Consider the following 25,009-nt stretch of genomic DNA (forward strand, 5'->3'; position numbering starts at 1 on the left):
ATGTCGAAATATGTTTAGAACATGTCCAGAGCCAACTACTATAATGGTATTTATTGCTATATCAACGATGATAGAAGACTCAGGAGGGATTTTTTTTATGATACATAAACCATTTGTCAGAGTAGTCAGCATGCTGCTCGCAGTGGTGCTGCTTACATCGATTTATCCTGTATATCCAAGCAGGTCGGGGCAGCAAATATTCGCTCAGGAATCAGCTGAAACAGAGGTGGAAGAGCCTACAGTAACAAGCTCCTCCTACGATCTGGAGCCTTTGGCTGTTGCCGGAGCTGGTGATAAGTTCTCCGATTATGGATGGGAGAAAATAGAATCAAACATTAAGCCTAGCCCGCGTATGGGGGCTGCTATGGCATTTGATGAAAAGAACGGAAAGGTCATTATGTTCGGGGGAGAAGGCACTTCCGGGCTGCTGAAGGATAACTTCCTGTGGGACGGCGAGACCAAGCAATGGCAAAAGCTCGCTGACTCGAGTGTGCCAAGTGGCCTTGTTGCCCGCAAAGGAGCGGCAATAACCTATGATCCTAACCTAGAGCGCGTCGTGATGTTCGGAGGCGAGGGTGCTTCAGGCGTCTTGAACGATATTTGGGTGTGGCATGGTGAGGTATTGCAGTGGAAACCATTGTTAATCCCAGCTCCATCGGCACGTGCTGGCGCTCAGTTAGCCTATGATGGACAAAACTTGGTGCTGTTCGGCGGTTATACGTTGTCTGCATCTACTAAAAGCAGATTAGCGGATACTTGGATTTTTAACGGAACGAGCTGGGAACAGCGGACACCTGCCCAAAGCCCTCCGGCCACTTATTCGGGCTCGATGGCTTATGACGGGCAGCATGCCGTGCTTTATGGCGGTAATATTGGTGATGAAATTCGCGGAACAGCCTATCAAATCAATTCCAATACGCTATGGGCATGGGACGGAACGACTTGGAATGACAGCGCTCCAAAGGTTGAAGCGCAGGACTGGGGCCGCTGGGGGCAAGCGATGGCCTACGATGGACGGAGAGTCGTCTTCTACGGTGGAGAGTTCGATTGGATTAACCCGAGCAATAGTGCGGTTACGCCAAACAAAAAACGGCCTATCGCAAATTCGCAGGATGATCAAGGGAAGAAGGCTGCTATCGGCTGGGATGGGAGTGCTTGGTCGGTATGGTCTGGCAAAAGCAAAGGACCGGGCGGCGGCATAGAAGGCGGTCCAGGCTCAGGCAGCTTTATGAGCATGGCGTATGATGGCTATAACTTTGTCGTATTCGGCGGAAACCATGAATGGGGAGGACTAACGAATGAGACGTTTACATTCGGCAATCCTTTGCCTACCTTGCCGATCGTGAGCATAACGGGTTCACCAACGATATTGATGGACAAGAACAACAAAGCGAATGATCTAGCAAGGTTCTCTGCTAATGTGAAAGGCAAGGCGCTCAGCGAAATTGGGATTGAATACCGTGAAGCGGGTCAAACCACATGGCAGAAGAAGGCGCATTTGTCGGCTGAGGCTGGTGCGGTCACCATTGATCTTAACGGCTTGAAGTGGCAGGTCGACTACGAAGCACGCGTGTATGCGACAAATGTTGTGGGGACGGCATACAGCGCAGTTTCAACGTTCAAGTTTTTTGAGGACCCGGCTATGGTGGTTCCAGACCTGCGTTATGACCGTGCTTCACCATCGGTGCTGCATACGAAGGATAAGAAGAGGCTGGTTGTCGTCGGAGAGGGCATCACCAATTTGTGGAGAAAGCCAGCTTCAAATATTCATTATTCACTCAAAAGCCAAGGCGGGCAGTTGTATCCGTTGACGCCAAACGTTCGCAATAATCAGGAGCTAGAGCTGACTTGGACGGATGAATTGCCGGATGGCAAATATGATTTGGAGCTTAATCACGATTTTTACGATGATTTTGTTCTCTCAGGCGCTTTGCTTATTACTTCAACCGGCGTATATGAGCCGCGCGATTATAATGAAATTATCATTCCTAGTACAGATTCGGACAATGAAGATATTAGTCAAATGGCTATTAGAGGGCCGTTCACAGAGAAACCCTCGGAGCTTGGAATATTTAAGCTAAACAACATGAATCAAGTGGTCATGCTGAATGAATATATTAAATTTAAAGGAACGAGCCTGACGATTGATAAGACGGGTGTAGATACGTACGTAACGGGTGTCGGACGGCTTTATGTTGAAAAAGCTGGCATTATGTATACGTTGTTCCTTGGCTCATTTGAATTTAATTCAGCTGAGTTCGTTATCGAGCTTGCTGGTGATATGCAATCTGATTATTTGAGCTTGAATTTGCCGATTACATTGAAGAAAATTACTTTTATAGCTGGCGGGGTAAGGCTCGGCGGGGATATTAAAGTAGATTTCAGTGCAGGAACGACCAAAATTAAAGGCGAATCGGAAATTGAAGCGTTAGAGTTCAAGCGCGAACGGTTCGATTTTGCGGGTAAATTCAGTATTGCAGGCGAGTTTGAGGCAGGTCCGCTCGAGGGTGCTGAGCTGAGCTTCCGGCTTGATACACGCATTCCGCTCTATGGTGCGGGAGGATCCTTCGATTTGCGCAAGCAGAAGGTTGGATTTGAAGCGGATATTCAGTTCAAACGCGGGAAGCTTGATGCGCTTAGCTTTGGCGTTCGCCGCAAAATCAAGCTTGGCTCGACGGGGGCACAGCTCACTCGTCTTGGCGGCGGGTTTTCAAATCTAGCGAGCCAGAGCGAAGTACCGTTTACGTTGAAAGCGTTTGGCGGTGCATCAGATGTTATTGCGCCTGAGATCAAAGGCTACAATATGGTGAATGGCAACAATTTGAGTGTAGGATTATCGCGTTATCATTTTGAAGCATCCGGAGAGCTGGCTGTTTACTGGGTTCCGGTTGCGAATTTGGATTTTCTGACCATTTGGAACGCAGCGGGCTTTAAAGAGTACAGCAGTGCAGGCTTCCGGTTGGATGCGAACTTGAATCTGGTAGACGTTGTGGTCGGTCAGCTGTTCGCGCAATATTTTGCGAAAAGCGGCTACGCAGGTTTTGTTAGTGCACGTATAAAAATACCGAACTGGGTGTCGGTTATCGGCGGCAAAAGCTTTGGCGGTATTGATGTCGGCGTAAACAATCGTGAGATCTTTGGATCGGTTGGTTCAGGCTGGTTCGGTGGTTCTGCCAAATATATGTTTGCTCCGAACAGCTTCGACTTCAGCCTTGGCGCGAGCAAGGATATGAAGAGAGAAATTGAGAGAATGAAAAAAAATATGGTTAAGCCGCCGAGCGCTCGCTCGATGCCATTGCTAAGCAGCAGTGCTTTGCTGTTCACAAGCGCATTCGCGGATACTTCTTTTACACCTCTTACGAATCCTTTGCTCACAGAGGATAAAGGTTACATGCTGAAGCTTCAGAAGGATGTGCTGCAGCAGGGTGAGATAGGCGTAGATACGGCTGCAAGCGGACGTATTTTATTAGGACAGTTTACGGCTGCATTGCGTGAGAATTCACCGCAAGCCAGCTTTACGAAGCAGAATCAGATTCAATACACATTGCAGGCAGATCATAGCTTCAAAGCGCTGCTAGTTCTGGATGGCAAGCAGGAAGACCTTTCGATCATTCGTCCGGATAAAAGCGTGGCATCGCTCAAGTTCCCTGAAACGGAAAAGGCTGGTAATGGTGCTATTTCTGCCGTATATCGTGAAGATGAGGATAAAACGTATATCCGTTTGCAACTAACAGCGAATGAAGATTGGAAGCTGGCTGCATCGCAGTCTTTGCAAGTGGAATTGTACGAGCTTACATTTCTAAATGAATCGCTCAGTCTTACTGAGTTGGCAGCACGATGGGCGGCAGCGCCTGAATTGAAGCTAACAGCAATAGATATGATGGAGCGCGGCTTGAAGCTGGTAGAGCTTGACCAGCCTAAAGGCGCTGTGAAATTGTACAAGCCAGATGGCCGTGAATATGGTCTGGAATCGGATTCACTTAAATCAGGCTGGAATCATTATGTCGATCCACTAAGCGGCAAGCTTTACCTGTTGATCGATGTAGCTCAGCCGGGCGAATGGCTGCTTGAAGCAGGACAGAAAACGCCTGCTAAGGTATTTGCTCTTGGAGAGCATACCACGATTGGGGAGCTGAAAGACTGGATAACAAGCGGTGAGCTTCGTACTGAAGTCAACCTAAAAAGCGGTCAGACCTTGCTTGAAATCGATCAGGCGGATGAGTCTGCGGTACTGTATCGCCCAGATGGCTCGCTATATCCGTTGCAAGCGGATCGCAGTGAATCAAACTGGAATGCATATTATGAGGCTGATAAACAAAAATGGACGATTTTGGTGCAATCGGAGGAAGAAGAAGCGGGTCTTTGGACCGTTCGCGGCAAACAATTCGTGACCATACGTGCCTTCCGCAGTGATGAGCGATACGACAGCTTAATCCCGTTTTTCTCAAATGGAACAGCAGAGTATACGACGAGCTTGCAAATCGATAAGCCAGGCCGATATATGTTTATGTTAACGGGTGGTTCTCGCGATACCCAAATTATTGCACCTGATAACAAAGCCATTCCGGTTGTTTTTGAGGACGAGAATGCCAAAAATTACAATGCGGTGCTGCAAGCAGCAGTTGCAGAGGAAGATGAGGAAGCGGATAAATACGGCGATATGACATTTACATCGAATCTGCCTTTTGTTGCAGATGCGGATATGCTTTATGTCGCTGCTGATATTGAACAAACGGGAAAATGGGAAATTCGCTCCTCTCTGCCTATTCTAGCAAGCATGTATGAGCTCGATCCTGTAACTGAAATTAGCGAATTTAGTGCAGTTCCGGAGACAGAAGGAACGAATCGCTTCAAAGTGAAATGGAACGTGGACCATGCCAAGCAGGGAACCAAAGTAAGCTTAATGGTAACCGATCAATCCAATAAGGCAATCGGACCGGTTATTTTGAAGGATCTTCCTGCATCAGGCATTCAAACGATTGACATTCCGGATGAATTTATGCCGGGTCAATACTGGTTGTCTATGGTGGCGGAAGGTGAAGAAATTGCACCGCTGTTTGCGGTAACGTCTGAGCCTGTACAGCTGACTGCTGAAGTCATGCTGCCTCAGCCGAAGCAGCTTGCGATTACTTCAACTGGAAACGGCGAGCTTACACTGCGTTTTCCTTCCATTAAGGCCGAGGCACTAGAATATTACCAGTTGACGGTCAGCTATAAGGATGATGAAGGGAAAACTGTAACGGATACATTCGGAGCAGATCCTATGGCCGGAGATTGGCAGGACGTCATTATATCCGGGTACAAGCCGGAGCACAGCTACACCATCAATGCGATGGCGGTTGGCGAGCAAAATGGCAAAGTGGTCGTTAGTCCTGTGTCAGCTAATGTGGAGGCGTTTTTGTCTAATCCGAAACGGGCAAAGCTTAACGTTGCTTTTAATACTTTTGGTGCTAAGCAGAAAACGAGCACCTACAAAAGTTATGATGAGCAAGAGGAGATTATGGTTAACACAGCTGCGGAAAAGGTTAGTGTAGAGCTGACTAGCGATCAAGCAGCAAAGCTTAATCTTTACGTAAATGGGGAATTGTTGCAGTCCAAGGATTCCGAAGCCAATGCGGTCGCATCGTTCAATCTGAATGAATTGCTGCTAGGCAAAGAAACGAATGAGCCGCTAGAGCAGCTTGATTATACGATTGAAATTGAAGCGATTAACGAGCGCGGCGATTACAGCTCTGATTATAGGAAATTGTACGTAGATCGTACGGAGCCATTCTTGTATGTAGCAGGCAAGAAGAACGAGGATTTTGTTCGTGAGCCTCTCAATGGGCAGGTCGTATATGGCAGCCGTATACCTATGGTTGGTCAAACGGAAATAGGCGCTTTGCTGACCGTTGACGGACGAGCTGTTCCAGTTAACGCAGAAGGGGAATTTAATTATTTTGCTCCGATTATGTGGGATGAAACTGGCCTTCATACTGTAATCGTCGAAGTGGAAGATGAAGTCGGCAATCGAGTCGAATATCGATTTGATGTTGTGCAGGGAACAGAGACTGCTGAGCAGTCCAAGGTGAAGCCTTCTGATTTGGCAGCGCTAGAGCTGGACAAGGGGGTTCTATCCCAGCCTTTCCATCCGGATATGACGGGCAAATATGAGACGGTAATAGAAGAAGGCAAGGTTCGATTATATGCTGTTGCTGCTGCAATAGATTCTGTTGTAACAGTGAACAATGTGCCGTTGAACGCGGAGGGTTACGCAGAGCTTGAGGCTCCGATTGGCAATGGCGTAACTACAGCGCAGGTGAAGGTATCAGGAGTAGATACAAGTGAAAAGACATACGTCATTGAAGTGAGAAGCAAGCCGTCGGATGTCGCTGTTCTGAAGAGCCTCACGATGCGGGCAGGGACAGAGGAGCTGCTGACAGAACCAGCATTCAATGGTGCTGATACCGCTTATAGCGTGTATGTCGAAAATAATACGAATGCGGTAAGCGTTGCGGCTGAAGCTTATAAGCAAGGATCTACGATTCGTGTAAATGGCGAGCAGATTGGCGAAGCTGGGATTTCTGTGCCAGTACAGGTGGGAGAGACCCATGTAGCCATACAGGTTATCGCGCCAAATGGGCAAGAGAATAGAACCTATAACGTTAAGGTTATTCGTGCGAAGGATAGCAATGCACAATTGAAGGAGCTAACGGTAAGCGGAGGAGTGCTAACGAGAGATTTTGCTGGGAATGAGATGGATTACCAGATCATAGCGCCTTCCGATTCTGCGGCTCTTAGCATCGCTGTAGAAGCAGCTAGTCCGAGTGCAGTCATTCGTATAGCAAATGGCGAAGTTGACCTCGGCAGCGGAGGAACGCATGTGGTTCCATTGCGCAGCGGAATTCAGCCTGTTCAATTAGAAGTAACGGCAGAGGATGGCACTGTGGCAACTTATAAGCTCACTGTCATCAAGCAGTCAGCTTCTGCAGCAACAGCGCCATCTTTAACAGAGCTATCTCTCTCTGGATTAGACTTGCTGCCGGCATTCTCTGTGAGCAGGCTCAGCTATAAGCTGAAGTCAGAGATCGAAGACGCGAATGTGACTGTGCTTGCCAACACCTCAAGTTCTGATGCTATTTTGACCATAAATGGTAGGCCGGTTGAAAAAGGCGTGCATCAGACTGTAAGTTTAAAGGTGGGTACAAATCTAATTGTGATTGGAGTCGAGTCTGCTGACCGCAGCAGTTCAAGGCAATATTCGATTGAAATCGTTCGTAAACCAACGTATGCAACGCCGGATCGATTAGCGACTGTCGCATCTGGGGATTCAAATGCTGCAATAGCAAATGTAACCATTACTAGAACGGTTGCTAGAGATGGCAGCAAAATAGATACGGTTAATATTCCGCTTGCTAAGGCGGAGGAAATTGTTGCACAGATGAAATTGCAGAAGCAGAATGCGGCTCGCATCGTTATTACGAATTTGCTTAATAATCCGAGCGATGAGATCAAGCTGAATGTTCCGTCAAAAGCTGTTGCCGCTTTAGCCGAGAGCGGAATTAGTCTTGTCATCTCAACGCCAACAGCAGAATTGACGTTATCGCCAGAGACGATTCGTCATATCAAGGAAGCGGGTATTGACCTTTATCTCCGCTTTGTACCGATTCGCGAACAAGCGAAGCAAAATCAAATTTATGACAGGCTGCTTGGCGAAGAGAAGCTTAAGAAGCAGTTGGGCGGCAGGGATGCTGAACTGCTAGGCCAACCTACTGCAATTGAAACGAACTATAAGGATAGTGTTACTCGCATCGTACTGCCGATAGCTGGTCTTGAGATTGCAAAGGACAGTGCAGCTGCGAAGGAGCTTGAGGCTCAATTAGCGGTTTACATTGAGCACAGCGATGGAGAAAAGGTGCTCCAGCCAGGAACACTTCAATATGATGCAAAAGGAATCGTGAATGGTATGGCATTTGATGTTGCTAAATTCAGCAATTTTGCTGTCGTTCGGCTTACGAAGGACAAACTTTATGAGCCTTATGTAACGGGGTATCCGGATGGAACCTTCCGTCCAAGTAAAACGATTACTCGTGCGGAGCTTGCAGTCATACTTGCCAAAGAGCTTAAGAAAAACGCCAGCCTGCTGGAAGAAACGGCGCCTAATCCTAATGAAACAGAGCTGACAGAGTTTAGCGATGTCGTCTCCGATCACTGGGCAAAAGAAGCGATTACGCTGTTGAAAAATCATGGTATTATGAATGGTGACGAGCAAGGCAAATTTAGACCGGGCGACGGAGTCTCTCGTTCAGAAATAGCGGTTATCGCGGCTCGTTGGAACAAGCTGTCCCTAAGCGGTACTGCCAAGGCGGATTTTACAGACTTAACGGGACACTGGGCAACAAATGAAGTTGCTGCTGTTGCAGAGGCAGGGTTTATGAAGGGATATCCGGATCATACCTTCCGTCCGAATGGTTTGCTGCTTCGCGGAGAAGCGGTTCGCGTACTCAACGCAATCTTCAACCGTCCAGTGCCGCAGGAAACTGTTAGCTCTAGCTGGCCGGATGTCGCGCCAAAACACTGGGCTATGTTAGATATTGAAGCCGCTTCTAGATATGTGCAGAAGCTGCCAGATGGACAAGTTCGAGTCGTAAAAACGAAGTAAAACTAAGTCATACCGATAGCAGAAGGCTCACTGAAAAATAACAATGGAAGGAGGAGGGCATGGATCAATGCTAAAGGTAATATTAGTGGATGATGAGGAGCCGGCATTGATACATTTGGAACGATTGCTGAGGGCAGATGGCCGGGTTCAAGTTGTGGGCAAGTATACCTCTGCTATGGAGGGACTTGACCACCTTGCTCGCAGTTATGCCGATATCGCGTTTCTTGATATCGGCATGCCCGAGATGAACGGCCTTGAAGCAGCTGAACGTATACAGGAGTTGTACCCTGCAATACGAATCGTTTATGTAACCGCCTATTCAGCGTATGCTGTTGAAGCATTTGAGCTGCATGCGCTGGATTATTTATTGAAGCCGGTCGATTCTGCGAGAATTGGAAAAACGATAGATCGTATTGAGGAATATGCGAAGCTTTTGAACAATCAAGCACAAAGCTTCGAAGCTCTAGCAGAACGAAATGAGCTTTCAGTGCGATGCTTTAAACGGCTTGAGCTTGTAGGCGGGGCTGCTTTAAACGGCAAAGTGAAGTGGCGAACGAAAAAGGCGCAGGAGCTCTTTGCTTATTTCCTTCATTTGGAGGGAGCTTGGGTTACGAGAGAGCGGCTTATTGAAACGCTTTGGCGAGAGTATGAGCTGGACAAGGCGGTTACCTATCTTCATCATTCCGTTTCACGCATTAGATGGCTACTGCGTGAGTGGGGAGTTTCTTTCACAGTTGAGTTTCAAGGTGAGAGCTACCGACTCCCGTATGCTGCCATTCGTACTGATGTAGCTGAGTTTGAGGAGACAGTAGCTGAGCTCCCGTATCAGTTTCAGGATAATTGGAGTCGATATGAGCATGCGATTTCTCTTTATAAAGGCGATTATTTGGAGGATCATAATTATGCGTGGGCAGAGACCAAAAGAATAAATTTGCAGCATCGTTATTTTCGGCTGGTTAGCAGTATGGCAAGATATGAGCTGGAGGAAGGCCGTGCTCAGTCGGCTATCCAGAGACTGACGACTGCTCAGATCAGCTTCCCATACTCAGATGAAATTTGCAGATTGCTTCTTGCAGGTTATGCTCAGATAGGGGATACGGAATCGCTTAACCGCTGCTACGAAACCTATGCGCAATTATTATTGCAGGAGCTAGGAGTTATTCCTGAGAGGCAAACGACGGATTTATATCATCAATTATCCCAGTAAGACGTGAATTTAGGCAAGGAGGCAACGATGGGATGAGAAAGCAATGGTGGACGATAGTTGTATTTTTTCTTATCGTTGTAGCTTTTCCGGTAAACGAGTTTTTTTATAATCAATCCATTGAGAAGAGTGCACCTCATTCAAGCGCTGGCACGTTGGATTTGCGGGAATGGAATTTCGAATCAGAAGGACTTGTCGCGCTGAATGGTCAATGGGAATTTTATCGTGGACAGCTGCTGCTGCCAGAGCAATTCGCAGATCCAGCTATTTCTCCTTATAAGAGGCCTGAACTAACAGGCCTCTTTCCTGTGCCAGCGGAGTGGAACAGCTATATAGCGGAGGACGGCAACCCACAGGGAGCAGGATTCGGTACTTATAGGCTGAGAGTGGAGTTAAACAACACAGCAGAAACGCATTACGGAATACGAACGACAAATATCCGCATGGCTAACCGGATATTTATAAATGGACAGGAAGTGGGAGCAAGCGGAGTACCTGGAGTCTCAGATAAAGAAGATATCGCATCGAATATCCCTTATGTTGGATTTGTATCCGTAGATAGATTCTATGTTGAAATTATCGTACAAGTATCCAATTTCAACTATGCTTCGGGCGGCATCATCTATCCAATTTGGTTTGGCTATGAGGCTGATATTCGCAAAAGCCGCGACATCGCGTTGTTTGGTGAATTTATGAACATCAGCGGGTTTGCATTGTTTTCTATGTTTTTCCTTCTTTTGTTCTACATGCGCAGAAAAGAGCGCTCGTTGCTTTATTTGGCTTTATTTTGCTTAGCGCTGCTGCTCTATGTATGTACTCATGGCGAGAAGCTGATTGCACTGGCCTTGCCTCAGCTTAGCTACGATTGGATCATGAAGCTGCAGAACATATCTTCAGCATTCGGTTATTATTTTTTATTGCAATATGTGAACGTGTCAGTACCAAGAGCTGTTAACAAGTTTGTGTGGCGGGCAAGCAATATTGCATCGAGTATTGTCATTGTTGCAGCATTCATGCTGCCGACGATGCTTTATTCACAGTGGTTTTTGAAGGGAATAGGCCTTTCAGTATTTACTTTTGGAGTTGTGCTTTACACGCTTGTCAAAGGTGTTATCCGCCGATCGCGGGACGCTTATTTTTTGCTTTTGAGTGCGATAACCATTTTGGTATTTATAATCGTCAGTGTCATGCAAGTATTTGGTCTATTGGAAAATCATTTTTTTATCTCGTTTGAGCTGCTTATCTTGGTCATTGTTCAAGTAATCATGCTAGCTCGACGTTTCTCTCACACCTTTAATGAGGTGGAAGAGCTCTCTCGCAAGCTGTTGACCTTGGATGAATTAAAGGATGAATTTATGGCGAATACGTCGCATGAGCTTCGTACGCCGCTGCATGGTATTGTAAATATCGCAGAATCCTTGCTTGAGGGTGTAGCGGGGACGCCAAACACCGATCAGGCAAGACAGCTTTCTATGATTGTATCGACGGGTAGACGATTGAATTATCTGATTCATGATATTTTAGATTTTTCCACTTTACGAAACGGACAGCTTACACTGAATCGGCAAGCTGTTGATTTATCAGCAGCAGCGCAATCCGTAGTCGAGGTCATTGGGCATTTAGCCGATAAAAAAGGGGTAAGACTGATGCAGGAATGGCCGCAGCAGATGCCGCTGCTCGATACTGATGAGGAGCGTCTGCGTCAAATTTTATTTAATTTGCTTGGCAATGCGGTGAAATTTACGCATCAGGGTGAGATTCGGATTTATGCGGAAGTCGTGGATTCATGGGTGAAAATAAGCGTTACAGATACTGGAATTGGCATCGCGGCGGATCGTTTAGACGACATTTTCAAGGCGTTTAATAGCGTTTCCACTGTAGATCTACAATCGGGCTATAGCGGCACCGGTATCGGGTTGAACATTACGAAGAGACTCGTGGAACTGAATGGCGGGTATATCGAAGCGAATTCACAGCTAGGTATAGGTTCAACGTTTTCATTTACACTTCCTTCAGCTGCGCTGTCCGCTATTTCTGAGGTTGCTGCTGGTAAAAGCGGCAGAGCAGCGATTCAACCGGCATTAGCGCTCAATAAAACATTCCAAGCAGCGATGAATCGGAATGAAGTAATAGAAGATACACATCCATTCACTGTGTTAGTGGTAGATGATGATCCCGTAAACTTACAAGTATTAATAAATGTATTGTCTATGGAAAATTACACAGTCATTGCGGTTGACAGTGGCGCTGAAGCGCTGGAGGTACTATCCAGTGAGCGACGGATTGATCTCGTGATAACAGACTGGATGATGCCAGCGATGTCTGGACTAGAGCTTTGCCGTAGGATCAGGGAACGATACTCGTTGTCTGAACTGCCTGTACTTATGCTCACCGCAAGAAAATTGGCAGGCGATATTCAAACGGGCTTTAGTGCTGGAATCAATGATTTTTTAACAAAACCTGTTGACGGTATTGTACTGCGTGCTCGCGTACGAACTTTGCTTGAGCTTAGACAGTCTGTTCAAGCGGCTATTCGATCGGAACTGGCTTTTCTGCAGGCACAAATTAAACCTCATTTTTTGTACAACGCACTCAATACGATTATTTCGATATGTCCTGATGATCCGGATAAGGCTACAGAATTGTTATTGAATTTAAGCCGATATTTACGCAGCAGCTTCGATTTCCAGAATCGTCAGCAGATCGTCAGCTTGGAGAAGGAGCTTGAGCTTGTTCAGTCTTATGTCAAATTAGAGCAAGCGCGGTTCGGCAAACGATTGAATGTTGTATATGAGGTGGATAAACAGCTGCGAGGATTTATTCCGCCGCTCAGCATTCAGCCGATTGTAGAAAATGCAGTTAGGCATGGTGTCATGCAAAAGGCTGCTGGGGGCAAGATCGTATTACGTATTCAAGAGGCAGAGGAGAAGCTAATTATTTCAGTTTCGGATAATGGAGTTGGCATCAAGCAAAGTGATCTCAGTACGCTATTGCTTGGGCAACGGCAGTTGTCAGGCGTTGGCTTAACCAATATTCACCGCAGACTGCTCTCTTTGTACGGAAATGGTCTTGGTATTTCAAGCGAAGCAGGAGAAGGAACGACGGTGACCTTTGAGGTTCCGCAGATACAAATAGATATGAGCAAGACTTCGTAAAGTTTGATTGAATCTATTAAGAGATAAGCGCTTAGGTGAATTAGAGTTTGAACCTAAGTGCTTTTTTTTTTGTAAAAAACCGCTTGGAGAATACATGTATTTATTGGCTGAATGAACGCGAAATAAAACGTCATTTTATGTCGAAAAAAAGAGGATTTTATTCTATATTGTCGAATATCAAATTAGTTATAACACTGACATTTTTTGGTGAAAGGAAGGTTGGGAGGAAATTTCAACTGGATAGCATTTCATAGAAACGAATCGGAAGTTCAGTTCATTTACTAGAAAGGAGAATGCTAGACATTTTTTTAGTTGAGTAGCAGCTGTATCAAAAGACACATCTTGTAAAATTCTAATTTGGAGTTGAATTTATGTATAAGCGTATTCGTTTTTTTCGCGCTCCCTTACTCGTTATTCTTAGTTTTCTCGTCGTATTTTCTCAAATCGTATGGTTCTCATCAACAACATATGGAGCCGGATCGAGCTGGGATACATTAAATAATCCTATCAATAATACGAGCAACCAGTTTTTGGGAATGGGCTATGGCAATGGCGTTTATGTTGCAGTAGGAAGTAACGGTCTGATTGCTACATCTTCGGATGCTGCAAAGTGGACAACAAGAAGTACGAATAGTACTCAAAACTTAAATGAAGTGGATTATGGAAACAACGTCTACGTTGCAGCTGGTGCAGGAGGTACGATTTTATATTCTACTGATGCTGTTACATGGAATGCAGCAACATCCAACACGTCGAATCAGTTATTTTCTGTGAAATTTTTAAATGGTTCATTTTGGGCAGTTGGAGCATCCGGCATTATTTTGAAATCAAGTGATGGACAGTCGTGGACATCCATTGCATCTGGAATTTCCAACGATTTGTACAACGTCTCCTATGGAAACAGTAAGTATGTCTTAGGCGATGCAAACGGAAAAATTTATTATTCGGCCACTGGAAATCCATCAACATGGGGCGGAGGACAGCAGCTTAACAGTACATATTATAGTTCAATAAACTTTATAGGATTTTTAAATAATCATTTTTACGCTTTTGATTCCAGTCCAATACTTGCAAGCTACAGATCTTCAGATGCCATTACCTGGACAAGTACTCCTTTAGCTTGGCAGGCTTTTGCAGGTGCATATGGCAATGCTAATACAGCCTTCACTTCTACGGATGGGGTGAGCTGGACTGAACGGACAACAAACTATGGAAACACGATGCAGGCTATTACATTTGGCAATGGAAAATTTGTCGCTGCAGGCAATAGCGGCTCTATCATGTATTCGCTTGATGGTATTGAATGGACAACGGTAACACCAAACATCACAGATACGGTCTATAACAATGGTCTTTATGTTGCTGTAGGCTATAACAATTCGGCTACGATTGGCGGCACCATTTTTACTTCCACTGATCGAGTGAATTGGACAAGCCGGATAACGCCAACTGCAAATGGATTTTCAAGTATTGCATACGGCAACGGCACTTATGTAGCAGTTGGTTCGGGCGGTACGATCTATGTATCAAGTAATGCAACCAATTGGAATTTGGCAGCCTCTAATACGGCAAGCAACTTACAAGGCGTCCAATTTGTAAATAATCGGTTTATTGCTGTAGGAAACAGCGGAACGATTTTAACATCTAGCGACGGAACGTCGTGGACACCAGCTGCAATTACTGCAGGTCCGGCCATCACGACTGTTCTTTACTCTGTTGCCTATGGGAATGGAACATATGTTGCTGTAGGTCAAGGGTCCAGAATGGCATATTCATCAGACGGATTGAATTGGACTGCTTCCTCTTTAACAGGTTCATCCTTCATTTTCAGAAACGTTGTTTATGCAAATAATCTATTTGTTGCTGTAGGAGCCAGTGGTAAAATATTTACCTCGTCAGATGGCACCAGCTCGAACTGGACTAGTCAAGATAGTACAGCTACTGGTCTCTTAACAGGGATTGCATACGGAGCGGGACAGTTTATGGTTTCAGGTATTGGAGGGAAAATTGTATCTTCTCCGGATGGAGCAAGCTGGACTTCAGAAGCAACTAATGTAGCAGCTTTTCTTACAAATGTGGTTTATGACGGCAGTCGGTTTCTTTCACTTGGATATAATTTTACGACTATAGAGGCTGCTGCCGTAGTTTCTTCACCGCCTTTGATTATTGGAAATCCTAGCAATGCATCGATTAATGAAGGCGGGAACGCTAGCTTCACGGTTGCTGCGTCTAATACGAACTCTTATCAATGGCAGGTAAATACGGGTGCGGGATTTTCAAATATTGTTAATAGTTCACCGTATAGTGGAGCGACTACGTCAACGTTAACTATAACGGGTGCGACAGTGGGAATGAATGGATACCAGTATCGAGTCATCGCTACGGGCAGCACAGCGCCTTCGGCAACCTCAAATAGTGCAACGTTAACGGTAAAAGCACCATCGATTGCTTCGACTATTATGTTTAAATCGAATGCTGGTATTGCTGGCAACGCAACCGTTGTGTCAGATGGGCAGGGCGGATCAGATGATATACCGGGCTTTTCGCTAGATTTTTCGGCCAAGTCTGCTGTAAACCCAAATAAAGATTTAGTTCTAACTTATGAAATTCCTTATCCGGAAACAATTGGTGCAAGTGGACTATCTGCTGGTTATGCAGATAATGAATCCCAAAGTATATGGACGATTAAAAATCGCAATTCATCTCAAAACTTCTCTTTAGAATCGATTACTTTGATCGATTCGGGTACTAAAGATGTCAAGATTGGTGCTTTTAATGATGGTGTTCAGGTTGGAGAATGGGTCGATCTAACAATTAGTGTTGATCCATGGAAGTTTACGTTCGATCACTCAAATGGATTAAACTTTTCATTTGACAATATTGATGAAATTCGAATAATTCCTCAAGATTCAGAAATGTGGACTTCAATTAATGACGTTCAAATTGGCGATCCTGTGACAAGGCCAGCTCCGTCGATTACAAGCAATCCAAGCAATGCAACGATCAATGAGGGTGACAACGCTATCTTCACGGTTGCTGCATCTAATGCGAGTTCGTATCAATGGCAGGTGGACACGGGTGCGGGATTTACAAATATTATTGATAATACCGATTACACTGGAGCAACAACAGCGACTTTAGTTATAAAAGGCGCAACAGCGGGAATGAGCGGATACCAATATCGCGTAGTCGCTTCGGGTAGTACTACGCCTGCAGCAACCTCGAATAGTGCAACATTGACAGTAATTCCTATGAATGTACCTTTGGCAGACTTTGCAAATACGAGCAAGACCGGAAAATCGGCGACATTTACATGGAGCGCAGCAACGGGTGCAACCGGCTTGAAGATTGAGCAATCGCCAACTGGCGCAAATACATGGACAACAGCTGCAACTGGCGCACTTGCGACCAATGCAACAACAGCGACAGTAACAGGCTTGTCGGCAGCGACAGGTTATGACTTCCGCCTAGTTGTAACAGGCGGAGCAAATGCTGGCAACTCGAATGTGGTGAATGTGACTACTAATTCAGTTGCGTTGATAGACTTTGCTAGTACGAGCAAGACCGGAACATCGGCGACATTTACATGGAGCGCAGCAACGGGTGCAACCGGCTTGAAAATTGAGCAATCCCCGGCAGGAGCAAATACATGGTCAACAGCGGCAACAGGCGCGCTTGCGACCAATGCAACAACAGCGACAGTAACAGGCTTGTCGGCAGCGACAGGTTATGACTTCCGTCTAGTAGTTACAGGCGGAGCAAATGCTGGCGACTCGAATGTGGTAACGGTGACGACAAACCCGATTGCACTTACAAACTTCGCGAGTGCGAGCAAAACAGGAACAAGCGCAACGTTCACATGGAGCGCAGCAACGGGCGCAACAAACATTAAAGTGGAGCAATCTCCAATAGGTACAAACACATGGACAACAGCGGCAACAGGTGCGCTTGCGACCAATGAAACAACAGCGACAGTAATAGGTTTGACCGCAGCAACGGGATATGACTTCCGCCTTGTTGTAACTGGCGGAGCAAATGCTGGCAGCTCGAACGTAGTAACGGTGACGACAAACCCGATTGCACTAACAGACTTCGCGAGTGCAAGCAAAACGGGAACGAGCGCTACGTTCACATGGAGCGCAGCAACGGGCGCAACAAATATTAAAGTTGAGCAATCACCAACAGGTGCAAATACGTGGACAACAGCGACAACAGGCGCGCTTGTGACCAATGCAACAACAGCAACAGTAACAGGCTTGTCCGCCGCAACGGCATATGACTTCCGTCTAGTAGTTACAGGCGGAGCAAATGCTGGCGACTCGAACGTAGTARCGGTAACGACAAATCCGATTGCACTAACAGACTTCACGAGTGCAAGCAAAACGGGAACGAGCGCTACGTTCACATGGAGCGCAGCAACGAATGCAACAAGCATTAAAGTGGAGCAAACACCAACAGGTGCAAACACGTGGACAACAGCTACAACAGGTGCTCTTTCCACGAATGCAACAACAGCAACAGTAACAGGCTTGTCGGCAGCGACAGGTTATGACTTCCGCCTTGTTGTAACAGGCGGAGCAAATGCAGGCGACTCAAACGTAGTAACGGTGACGACAAACCCGATCGCACTAACAGACTTCGCGAATGCAAGCAAAACCGGTACAAGCGCTACGTTCACTTGGAGCGTAGCAACGGGCGCAACAAACATTAAAGTTGAGCAGTCACCAACAGGTGCAAACACGTGGACAACAGCGACAACAGGTGCTCTTTCCACGAATGCAACAACAGCGACAGTAACAGGCTTGTCGGCAGCGACAGGTTATGACTTCCGACTAGTAGTTACAGGCGGAGCAAATGCAGGCGACTCGAATGTGGTAACGGTGACGACAAACCCGATTGCACTTACAAACTTCGCGAGTGCAAGCAAAACGGGAACAAGCGCAACGTTCACTTGGAGCGCAGCAGCAGGAGCAACAAATATTAAAGTTGAGCAATCACCAACAGGTGCAAATACGTGGACAACAGCGACAACTGGAGTACTTGCGACCAATGCAACAACAGCTACAGTAACAGGCTTGTCCGCTGCAACGGGATATGACTTCCGCCTAGTTGTTACAGGCGGAGCAAATGCAGGCGACTCAAACGTAGTAACGGTGACGACAAACACGATTGCACTAACAGATTTCGCGAGTGCAAGCAAAACGGGTACAAGCGCAACCTTCACATGGAGCGCAGCAACGAATGCAACAAACATAAAAGTGGAACAATCTCCTATTGGCGCAAACACGTGGACAACAGCGATAACAGGTGCTCTTTCCACAAATGCAACAACAGCGACAGTAACAGGCTTGTCCGCCGCAACAGGTTATGACTTCCGTCTAGTAGTTACAGGCGGAGCAAATGCTGGCGACTCGAATGTAGTAACGGTGACGACAAACCCGATCGCATTAACAGACTTCGTGAGTGCAAGCAAAACAGGAACAAGCGCAACCTTCACATGGAGCGCAGCAACGGGCGCAACAAACATTAAAGTGGAACAATCACCAACAGGTGCAAACACATGGACAACAGCGACAACTGGAGCACTTGCGACCAATGCAACAACAGCAACGGTAACAGGTTTGTCCGCTGCAACGGGATATGACTTCCGTCTAGTAGTTACAGGCGGAGCGAATGCTGGCAACTCGAATGTAGTAACGGTGACTACTAACCCAATTACACTTACAGACTTCGCGAGTGCAAGCAAAACGGGAACAAGCGCAACGTTCACTTGGAGCGCAGCAACAGGTGCAACAAACATTAAAGTGGAGCAATCACCAACAGGTGCAAACACGTGGACAACAGCGACAACAGGTGCTCTTTCCACGAATGCAATAACAGCGACAGTAATAGGTTTGTCCGCCGCAACGGGATATGACTTCCGATTAGTTGTAACAGGCGGAGCGAATGCAGGAAACTCGAATGTCTTGACGGTAACAACTTATTCGATTGAACCTTCACAGCCAAACCCGCCAAAAACGGACGAAACCGATGTTGAAGTGCTGGTGAACGGTAAAATTGAATATGCAGGTAAAGCGACTACAGCAATTGTGAATAATCAAAAGGTGACAACCATTATCGTGGATCCGAACAAGCTTAAGAACAGATTGGAGTCTGAGAGTCAGCATGCTGTCATTACGATTCCGCTAAAAGGCAGCTCAGATGTTTATGCTTCACAGATAAATGGGCAGATCATTGCTGATTTGGAACAAAAGCAAGCTATCTTAGTCCTTCAACATGATCAATTTACGTATACGATACCTGCATCACAGATCAGTATCGATGCACTCACTAAGCTTTTTGGAAAAAAATTAAATCTTCAAGACCTCAAGCTCGAGATAGAGATTGCCAAGCCAATAGCAGATACCATAAAAATGGTGGAAAGTGCAGCAGTTAAAGGCCAGTTTGAGATGGTTGTTCCACCGCTTAATTTTACAGTGCGAGCTTCGTATGATGGAAAAACGATTGAAGTTTCTAAATTCGATGCGTATGTAGAAAGAATGATAGCTATCCCAGCTGGTGTTGATCCTAACCGAATAACGACAGGGATTGTGGTAGAACCAGATGGATCTGTTCGTCATGTTCCAACTAGACTTGTCGTTAAGAACGAAAAGTATTATGCCGTAGTGAACAGCTTAACGAACAGCACGTATACCATTGTCTGGCATCCACTTGCGTTTAAGGATGTAGACCGGCATTGGGCAAAAGAAGCTGTGAATGATATGGGTTCACGAATGGTAATAACGGGTGTTGGCAATGAAATGTTTAATCCAAATAAATCAATTACTCGTGCGGAGTTTGCTGCTATTATCGTTCGGGGATTAGGTTTGAAATTGGAGGCAAGCTCATCGTCATTCTCGGATGTGAACAAAAATGAATGGTATAGCAGCTATATTCAAACCGCATTTTCAAATGGTCTTATTAATGGATATGAAGATGGAACCTTCCGTCCTATGGACAAAATAACGAGAGAGCAAGCCATGGCGATCATTGCAAAAGCAATGAAAATCACCGGCTTGAAACCGAGTCTTGCAGCAAGTGAAGCTGGAGAATTGCTGCTTCCTTATAAAGATGCGAATGCCGCATCCGAGTGGGCGAAGAGCAGCATCCTCGATTGCTTGCAAGTGGAGATCTTCTCAGGCAGAAGCAGTACTGTGCTTGCTCCTAAAGATGAAATCACGAGAGCAGAAGTGGCTGTGATCATCCAAAGACTTCTTAAAAAATCTAATTTGATTTAAAAGACTAAATACTAAAGGGTTATCTTACAAAGGTGAATACACCAATGTGAGATAACCCTTTTTTCTGTTTGAGCAATAGGATTTAAGTGAGCCTGTATGCTCGATCATCGCAATTAAATTATTTTCATATAGCTGAATCCATAAACAGAGCCGAGCGCCATTACAATGGTCCATACGGCAAGGCTGACTGCCATCCATTGAATGACGCGTTTTCGCGAGGAGCCTAATGACAAAGCTAATAAAGCCGCGATGTCGGTGCCCACAATAAGGGGAGCCAGCAGGGCAAGTCCGGGAAGGCCGTAACGCTCCCAAATTCGCCTTGCGCGAGTCTCCTTTTTTGATGTTGTGGTAATGCCCTTCTTCAATTTCCGATTCGTATTCCACTTCGAAAATTGTTTGAAAAACAGGCCCAGGAGCAGTACCAAAAGAAAGTTGCCTGCAAAGCCGATAATGGCTACTGCTACTGGCGACAATCCTGCTACGATGCCAAGAGGTACGACTAGAAATACATCCAACCACGGCGCTGCTGCGAGTAAAAATAAAACAATATATGGCCATATCCCATCCGTTTGCTGAATCCATTCTATCATAATGTTCCTCCAGTTATTATTTAATTAGCTGAGGAAATGGTTTCGCCTTGAGACGGCTTCATCGCATTTTCCCACTTCACATTGATGGATCGGGCAGTGAATAGTTCGGGTCCGTCTGATAGCTGAAAATGCAAATGGGGCTCACTGCTGTTGCCTGAATTGCCGGTCAGACCGATAACGTCGCCTTTTTTGACCTTGTCTCCTGGCTTAACTGTTGCAGAGCCTTTCTTGAGATGCGCCAGATGGCTGTATTCTCCACCGTGATCAATGACGACATTATTCCCAGCAGGTTCATTCGGATTCATTACCCCAACAGGCGCATTATCTAAAATATCATTCACTACCGATATGATTATACCATCCGCTGGGGCAATGATTTCTTTCCCGAAGGCATAATAGCTTTCATTTTTGAGCGGGTCACCTTTATAGGAAAAATGATCCTTTGTTTGGATAAAATCGTACGCGTATCGCTGAATCTCTAGTTCATAATGATAATTCACCAGAACATTCTCGCCGCCCCAAAATACAAACCATTCGCCCTCAAAAGGTAAAGCATATTTATTTTTGCTCAGCTTCGAATCGGTTTCAGGTGAGGAGGTTAGTTCCTGAACTTGAATTGATGTAATGACTCCGTCAGAATCAAACATTCCGAGCAGCCCCTTATTCCCCTCGTCACTCACCCATATGCGCCGGTCGTAACCATTAAGCTGTATAGTAGAGGATTTCTCGAAGCTATGGATCCCATTCGTAAACTCCTCTCCCGTCTTTTCAAAATCTGCTTCGCTTACCGCATCTTTTAAAGGCTGATTAAAACGGGCATAAATTTTCTTATACTTGCCGTCCAGCAGCGCCTTTGGCAGGTCGTCTGGCATAAGTAATTGGTTCGTCGTCTCCGTGGGGCTCATTGTTTGCACAGCTCCTGTCTTGGTGGTCACTGCTGAGTTTTCTCCGCTGCAAGCGGCTAGAAGTAAAGCTAGTGAACCGGCAGCTAATGCCGTTTTTGCAGTCATTGCTGTACCATAAATATAATTCGTTGCTCCTTTTTTCATTTTCATCGCCTCCCGATAATACCATTGTAGCAGCAGAGTCTTAGCTCTTATGAAACCCATCATTAACGCACTCTTAACTTTAAGAAGAGTGAATGGAAACGAATTAAGCTTCCCTTAAGATTAGAATGATTTAAAGTGAAAAAAATCATGCTATGATGATATAAACATCAGTTGGCGGAAGGAGCTGGCACGAATGAACCATGCATCGATTTTGCTCGTTGATGATGAGCAAGCGCTACTGGAGCTTTTGCAGACGGTATTGCGCAAGGAAGGCTACATGAATATTGATACCGTGCAATCGGGTGAAGAAGCCATTGAAGCTTGTGAAGCTAAAAAATACGATTTAATTGTATTGGATGTGATGCTGCCAGGGCGCAGCGGAATTGAAATATGTCCTTTTATCCGGCAAACGACGAACGCGCCAATTTTATTTCTAACCGCGAGAACATCGGATTTCGACAAGCTGACAGGGTTTGCAATTGGCGGAGATGACTACATTACCAAACCATTTAATCCACTGGAAGTGGTAGCCCGCATAAGGGCGCAGCTGCGGCGGTACTTTAGTTCGTCAACGGAGACTGCTGCCTTAAAGAATATCTCAGAAGATTCTCTCAATCGAAAATCCAACGTATTTGATTACGGCCGATTTAAATTAGAAGAGACAGCAGGTGAGCTGTTTATTGAAGGACAGGCTGTTTCATGTCCTGCGCTTGTGTTTCAGCTGCTGCTTTTTCTATGCAAAAACCCTAATCGAATATTCAGTAAAAGCGAGCTGTATGAGAAGGTTTGGGGTGAAGAAGCCTTCAGTGATGACAATACGGTCATGGTTCATATTCATCGGATAAGAGAAAGAATTGAAGCTGATCCGTCTAACCCAAAATTTATCGTTAACGTCAGAGGTATGGGCTACAAACTAGTTAAAGCGGATCAGCAGGAGCTTACTATGCCATGAATATTAAGCGACAACTAACACTAAAGTTCGTTCTTCAACTCGCAATAGCAGGAATGATCGTTCTTCTCATAGCTGCGCTAACCTTTTATTGGATGCTGCAGCGGTTTAGCGAGATTAACATTACACGTGATTTTGCCAGTGTAGGGTTAGAACAGATGGTAGAATCCTCTAAGCTTGGCAAGAATGGCATTACGTTTGCACCCAGCTTGCTGAGGCAGGTGAAGAAAAACAATGGCTGGCTGCAAAGCCTAGATGAGAATGGAAAAGTTGCTAGTGCTTATAATACGCCCAAAGATGTTCCTAACCAATACGGACCAGGTGAATTAGTGGAACACTGGATGGGGAAGAGCGCATTTCCTTACCAGATTGCGTTATGGATACAGCAGAAGGATGGGAAGAAATTCACAATGGTCTATGGGGCTCCAAAAGTAATAGAGCCTATATTGGAACAATTAAATGAAGTCGAATTCATTGTTTCTGAAAAGAAATTAGTCCTTCCAGATGCCTTATCAGGAAAAATAAGATCGGCTCATGCTTTTGTTCAACTGATCGATTCGGCAGGTTTGGAACTGGACTCCTATAACAAGCCCGATGCGGTGCCTTCGCTATACTCCGTTCCGGAACTTGCGCTTCGCACATTGTACAGTGAAAGATATGGTTACCGGATAGCAACCTCGTATGATGCGGAAACTGGAAACACCTGGCTTGTCGGAGAACCGAATACTGTAGCGGGAGACTCAGGCAAAAAGAAATGGATACCGGAGGAAGCACAGGTAGTCATTATCGGGTCCATTTTCTTGTTTATCTCCTTACTGGTCTTGTTCGTGCTCCTCTCACTATGGCAAGCCCATCGTTTTGGCGCCCCGATGCTGCACATGCTTGTATGGCTCGATTCAATAGGGAAAACCGTGTATGAAGAACCTGTCGATCGTAGAGGTCTCCATCGAAGCCGAACGTCAGCAGGAAAATGGCGGCGAAGGTATCGTGTTTTTGCTGATGTGATGGTTTCTATTGAAAAGCTATCCAATGCCTTGAAGAGAGAGCAAGCGATGCGGGAGCAAACGGAAAGCCTGAGAGAAGAATGGATTGCTGGCGTTACCCATGATTTGAAGACGCCGTTATCCTCTATAACTGGTTATGCCCATTTATTAGCGGAGCCGGCATATGATTGGTCTCAGGAGGAGGTACGTAAATTTTCTGCGACGATGCTGGAAAAATCGGCTCATATGGATATGTTGATCAGCGATCTTGCTATGACGTACCGATTGAGGTCGGGAATTCTTCCTCCTGAGACGATGAAGGTTGAACTAAACGCCTGGCTTTATGAAGCGCTTGAACAGGCTGCCGCTGATCCTGCTTACGGAAAACAGCGCATTGTATTTCATGCTGCGCAAGATGATGTCTGGTTCCAATTGTATACACCTTGGCTGGAGAGGGTAGTTAATAATTTAACCGCTAATTCGCTGCTTCATAACCCGCCTGATACCGTTTTGACGGTATCGCTTCTGGCGGATGAAGAAGGTGGCGGAATAACGATAAAATTCACCGATGATGGCGATGGTATGGATGAAGTTACATTAAATCGGCTTTTTGAGCGTTATTATCGCGGCACGGATACCGCATCCACCACCAATGGTTCTGGACTTGGCATGGCTATATCGAAGGGACTGATTGAAGCTATGGGTGGCAGGATTACGGTTAAAACAACACCGGGTGAAGGGACGACGATTTTGTTAATATGGAGCTGACAACATCGACTTTCATCGAACAAACAACAGTTAAAGAATCGCTGTAAAATTAGTAAATAAATGAAAAAAACGCTAGATCATGATATATTGATGATCTAGCATTTTTTTTAATCTACAAAAGAATGAAAAATGTAAAGAAAATATATTCTTGTCAATCGAAATTATTTGCGAGGGAGGGGTAAGAATGCAGCAACAGGAAAAAGAAATACAGGAGCTTAAAGAACGATTAGTTAACGTCGAGGAAAAACTTCAACGTAAATCGAATTCTTCTAACGCTCTTAAGTTTGTACTGTGGTTCGTCCTTATATTCGTCGTTCTACTGATCGCAATTGGCGTATTTCAATTTATTAGCTCTTCTTCATCCTAATTTAAGTTAATATTCTAACGAATGAA

General features: G+C 45.6%; 9 protein-coding genes. 7 read left to right on the forward strand and 2 right to left on the reverse strand.

Annotated features, from left to right (window positions below):
* Positions 1 to 97: 97 nt before the first annotated feature.
* From AC1DOV_RS23075 to AC1DOV_RS23090, 4 genes are all read left to right on the forward strand, one after another.
* Positions 98 to 8,641: a cadherin-like beta sandwich domain-containing protein gene (locus AC1DOV_RS23075; protein WP_477551182.1), complete on the forward strand. Its 8,544-nt coding sequence runs from the start codon at positions 98 to 100 to the stop codon at positions 8,639 to 8,641.
* 67 nt (positions 8,642 to 8,708) lie between these two features.
* Positions 8,709 to 9,848, forward strand: coding sequence for a response regulator (locus tag AC1DOV_RS23080; RefSeq protein ID WP_441877008.1), 1,140 nt, complete (start codon positions 8,709 to 8,711; stop codon positions 9,846 to 9,848).
* Positions 9,849 to 9,880: 32 nt separating this feature from the next.
* Positions 9,881 to 13,000 carry a hybrid sensor histidine kinase/response regulator gene (locus tag AC1DOV_RS23085; RefSeq protein ID WP_477551183.1) on the forward strand — a complete coding sequence of 1,040 codons (3,120 nt, stop codon included), beginning with the start codon at positions 9,881 to 9,883 and terminating at the stop codon, positions 12,998 to 13,000.
* Between the two features lie 371 nt (positions 13,001 to 13,371).
* On the forward strand, positions 13,372 to 20,277 hold the full coding sequence (locus AC1DOV_RS23090) for an S-layer homology domain-containing protein (protein WP_477551184.1): 6,906 nt from the start codon (positions 13,372 to 13,374) through the stop codon (positions 20,275 to 20,277).
* Between the two features lie 113 nt (positions 20,278 to 20,390).
* Here the strand turns inward: AC1DOV_RS23090 and AC1DOV_RS23095 are convergent, their stop codons facing one another.
* On the reverse strand, positions 20,391 to 20,867 hold the full coding sequence (locus tag AC1DOV_RS23095) for a small multi-drug export protein (RefSeq protein ID WP_339207415.1): 477 nt from the start codon (positions 20,865 to 20,867) through the stop codon (positions 20,391 to 20,393).
* A 20-nt stretch (positions 20,868 to 20,887) separates the two neighbouring features.
* Positions 20,888 to 21,916 (reverse strand): M23 family metallopeptidase, encoded by a 1,029-nt coding sequence (locus tag AC1DOV_RS23100; protein ID WP_477551185.1) that lies wholly within the window; start codon positions 21,914 to 21,916, stop codon positions 20,888 to 20,890.
* Positions 21,917 to 22,109: 193 nt separating this feature from the next.
* Here AC1DOV_RS23100 and AC1DOV_RS23105 point away from each other — a divergent pair, with 193 nt between their 5' ends.
* From AC1DOV_RS23105 to AC1DOV_RS23115, 3 genes are all read left to right on the forward strand, one after another.
* Positions 22,110 to 22,868: a response regulator gene (locus tag AC1DOV_RS23105; protein WP_477512811.1), complete on the forward strand. Its 759-nt coding sequence runs from the start codon at positions 22,110 to 22,112 to the stop codon at positions 22,866 to 22,868.
* Entirely contained in the window at positions 22,865 to 24,616 is a 1,752-nt protein-coding gene (locus AC1DOV_RS23110) for a sensor histidine kinase (protein WP_477551186.1), read from the forward strand. The genes AC1DOV_RS23105 and AC1DOV_RS23110 overlap by 4 nt, the downstream gene beginning before the upstream one ends.
* A 184-nt stretch (positions 24,617 to 24,800) precedes the next feature.
* Entirely contained in the window at positions 24,801 to 24,983 is a 183-nt protein-coding gene (locus AC1DOV_RS23115; RefSeq protein ID WP_441876987.1) for a hypothetical protein, read from the forward strand.
* Positions 24,984 to 25,009: the final 26 nt, after the last annotated feature.

The organism is Paenibacillus sp. 01T47 (assembly GCF_056398245.1).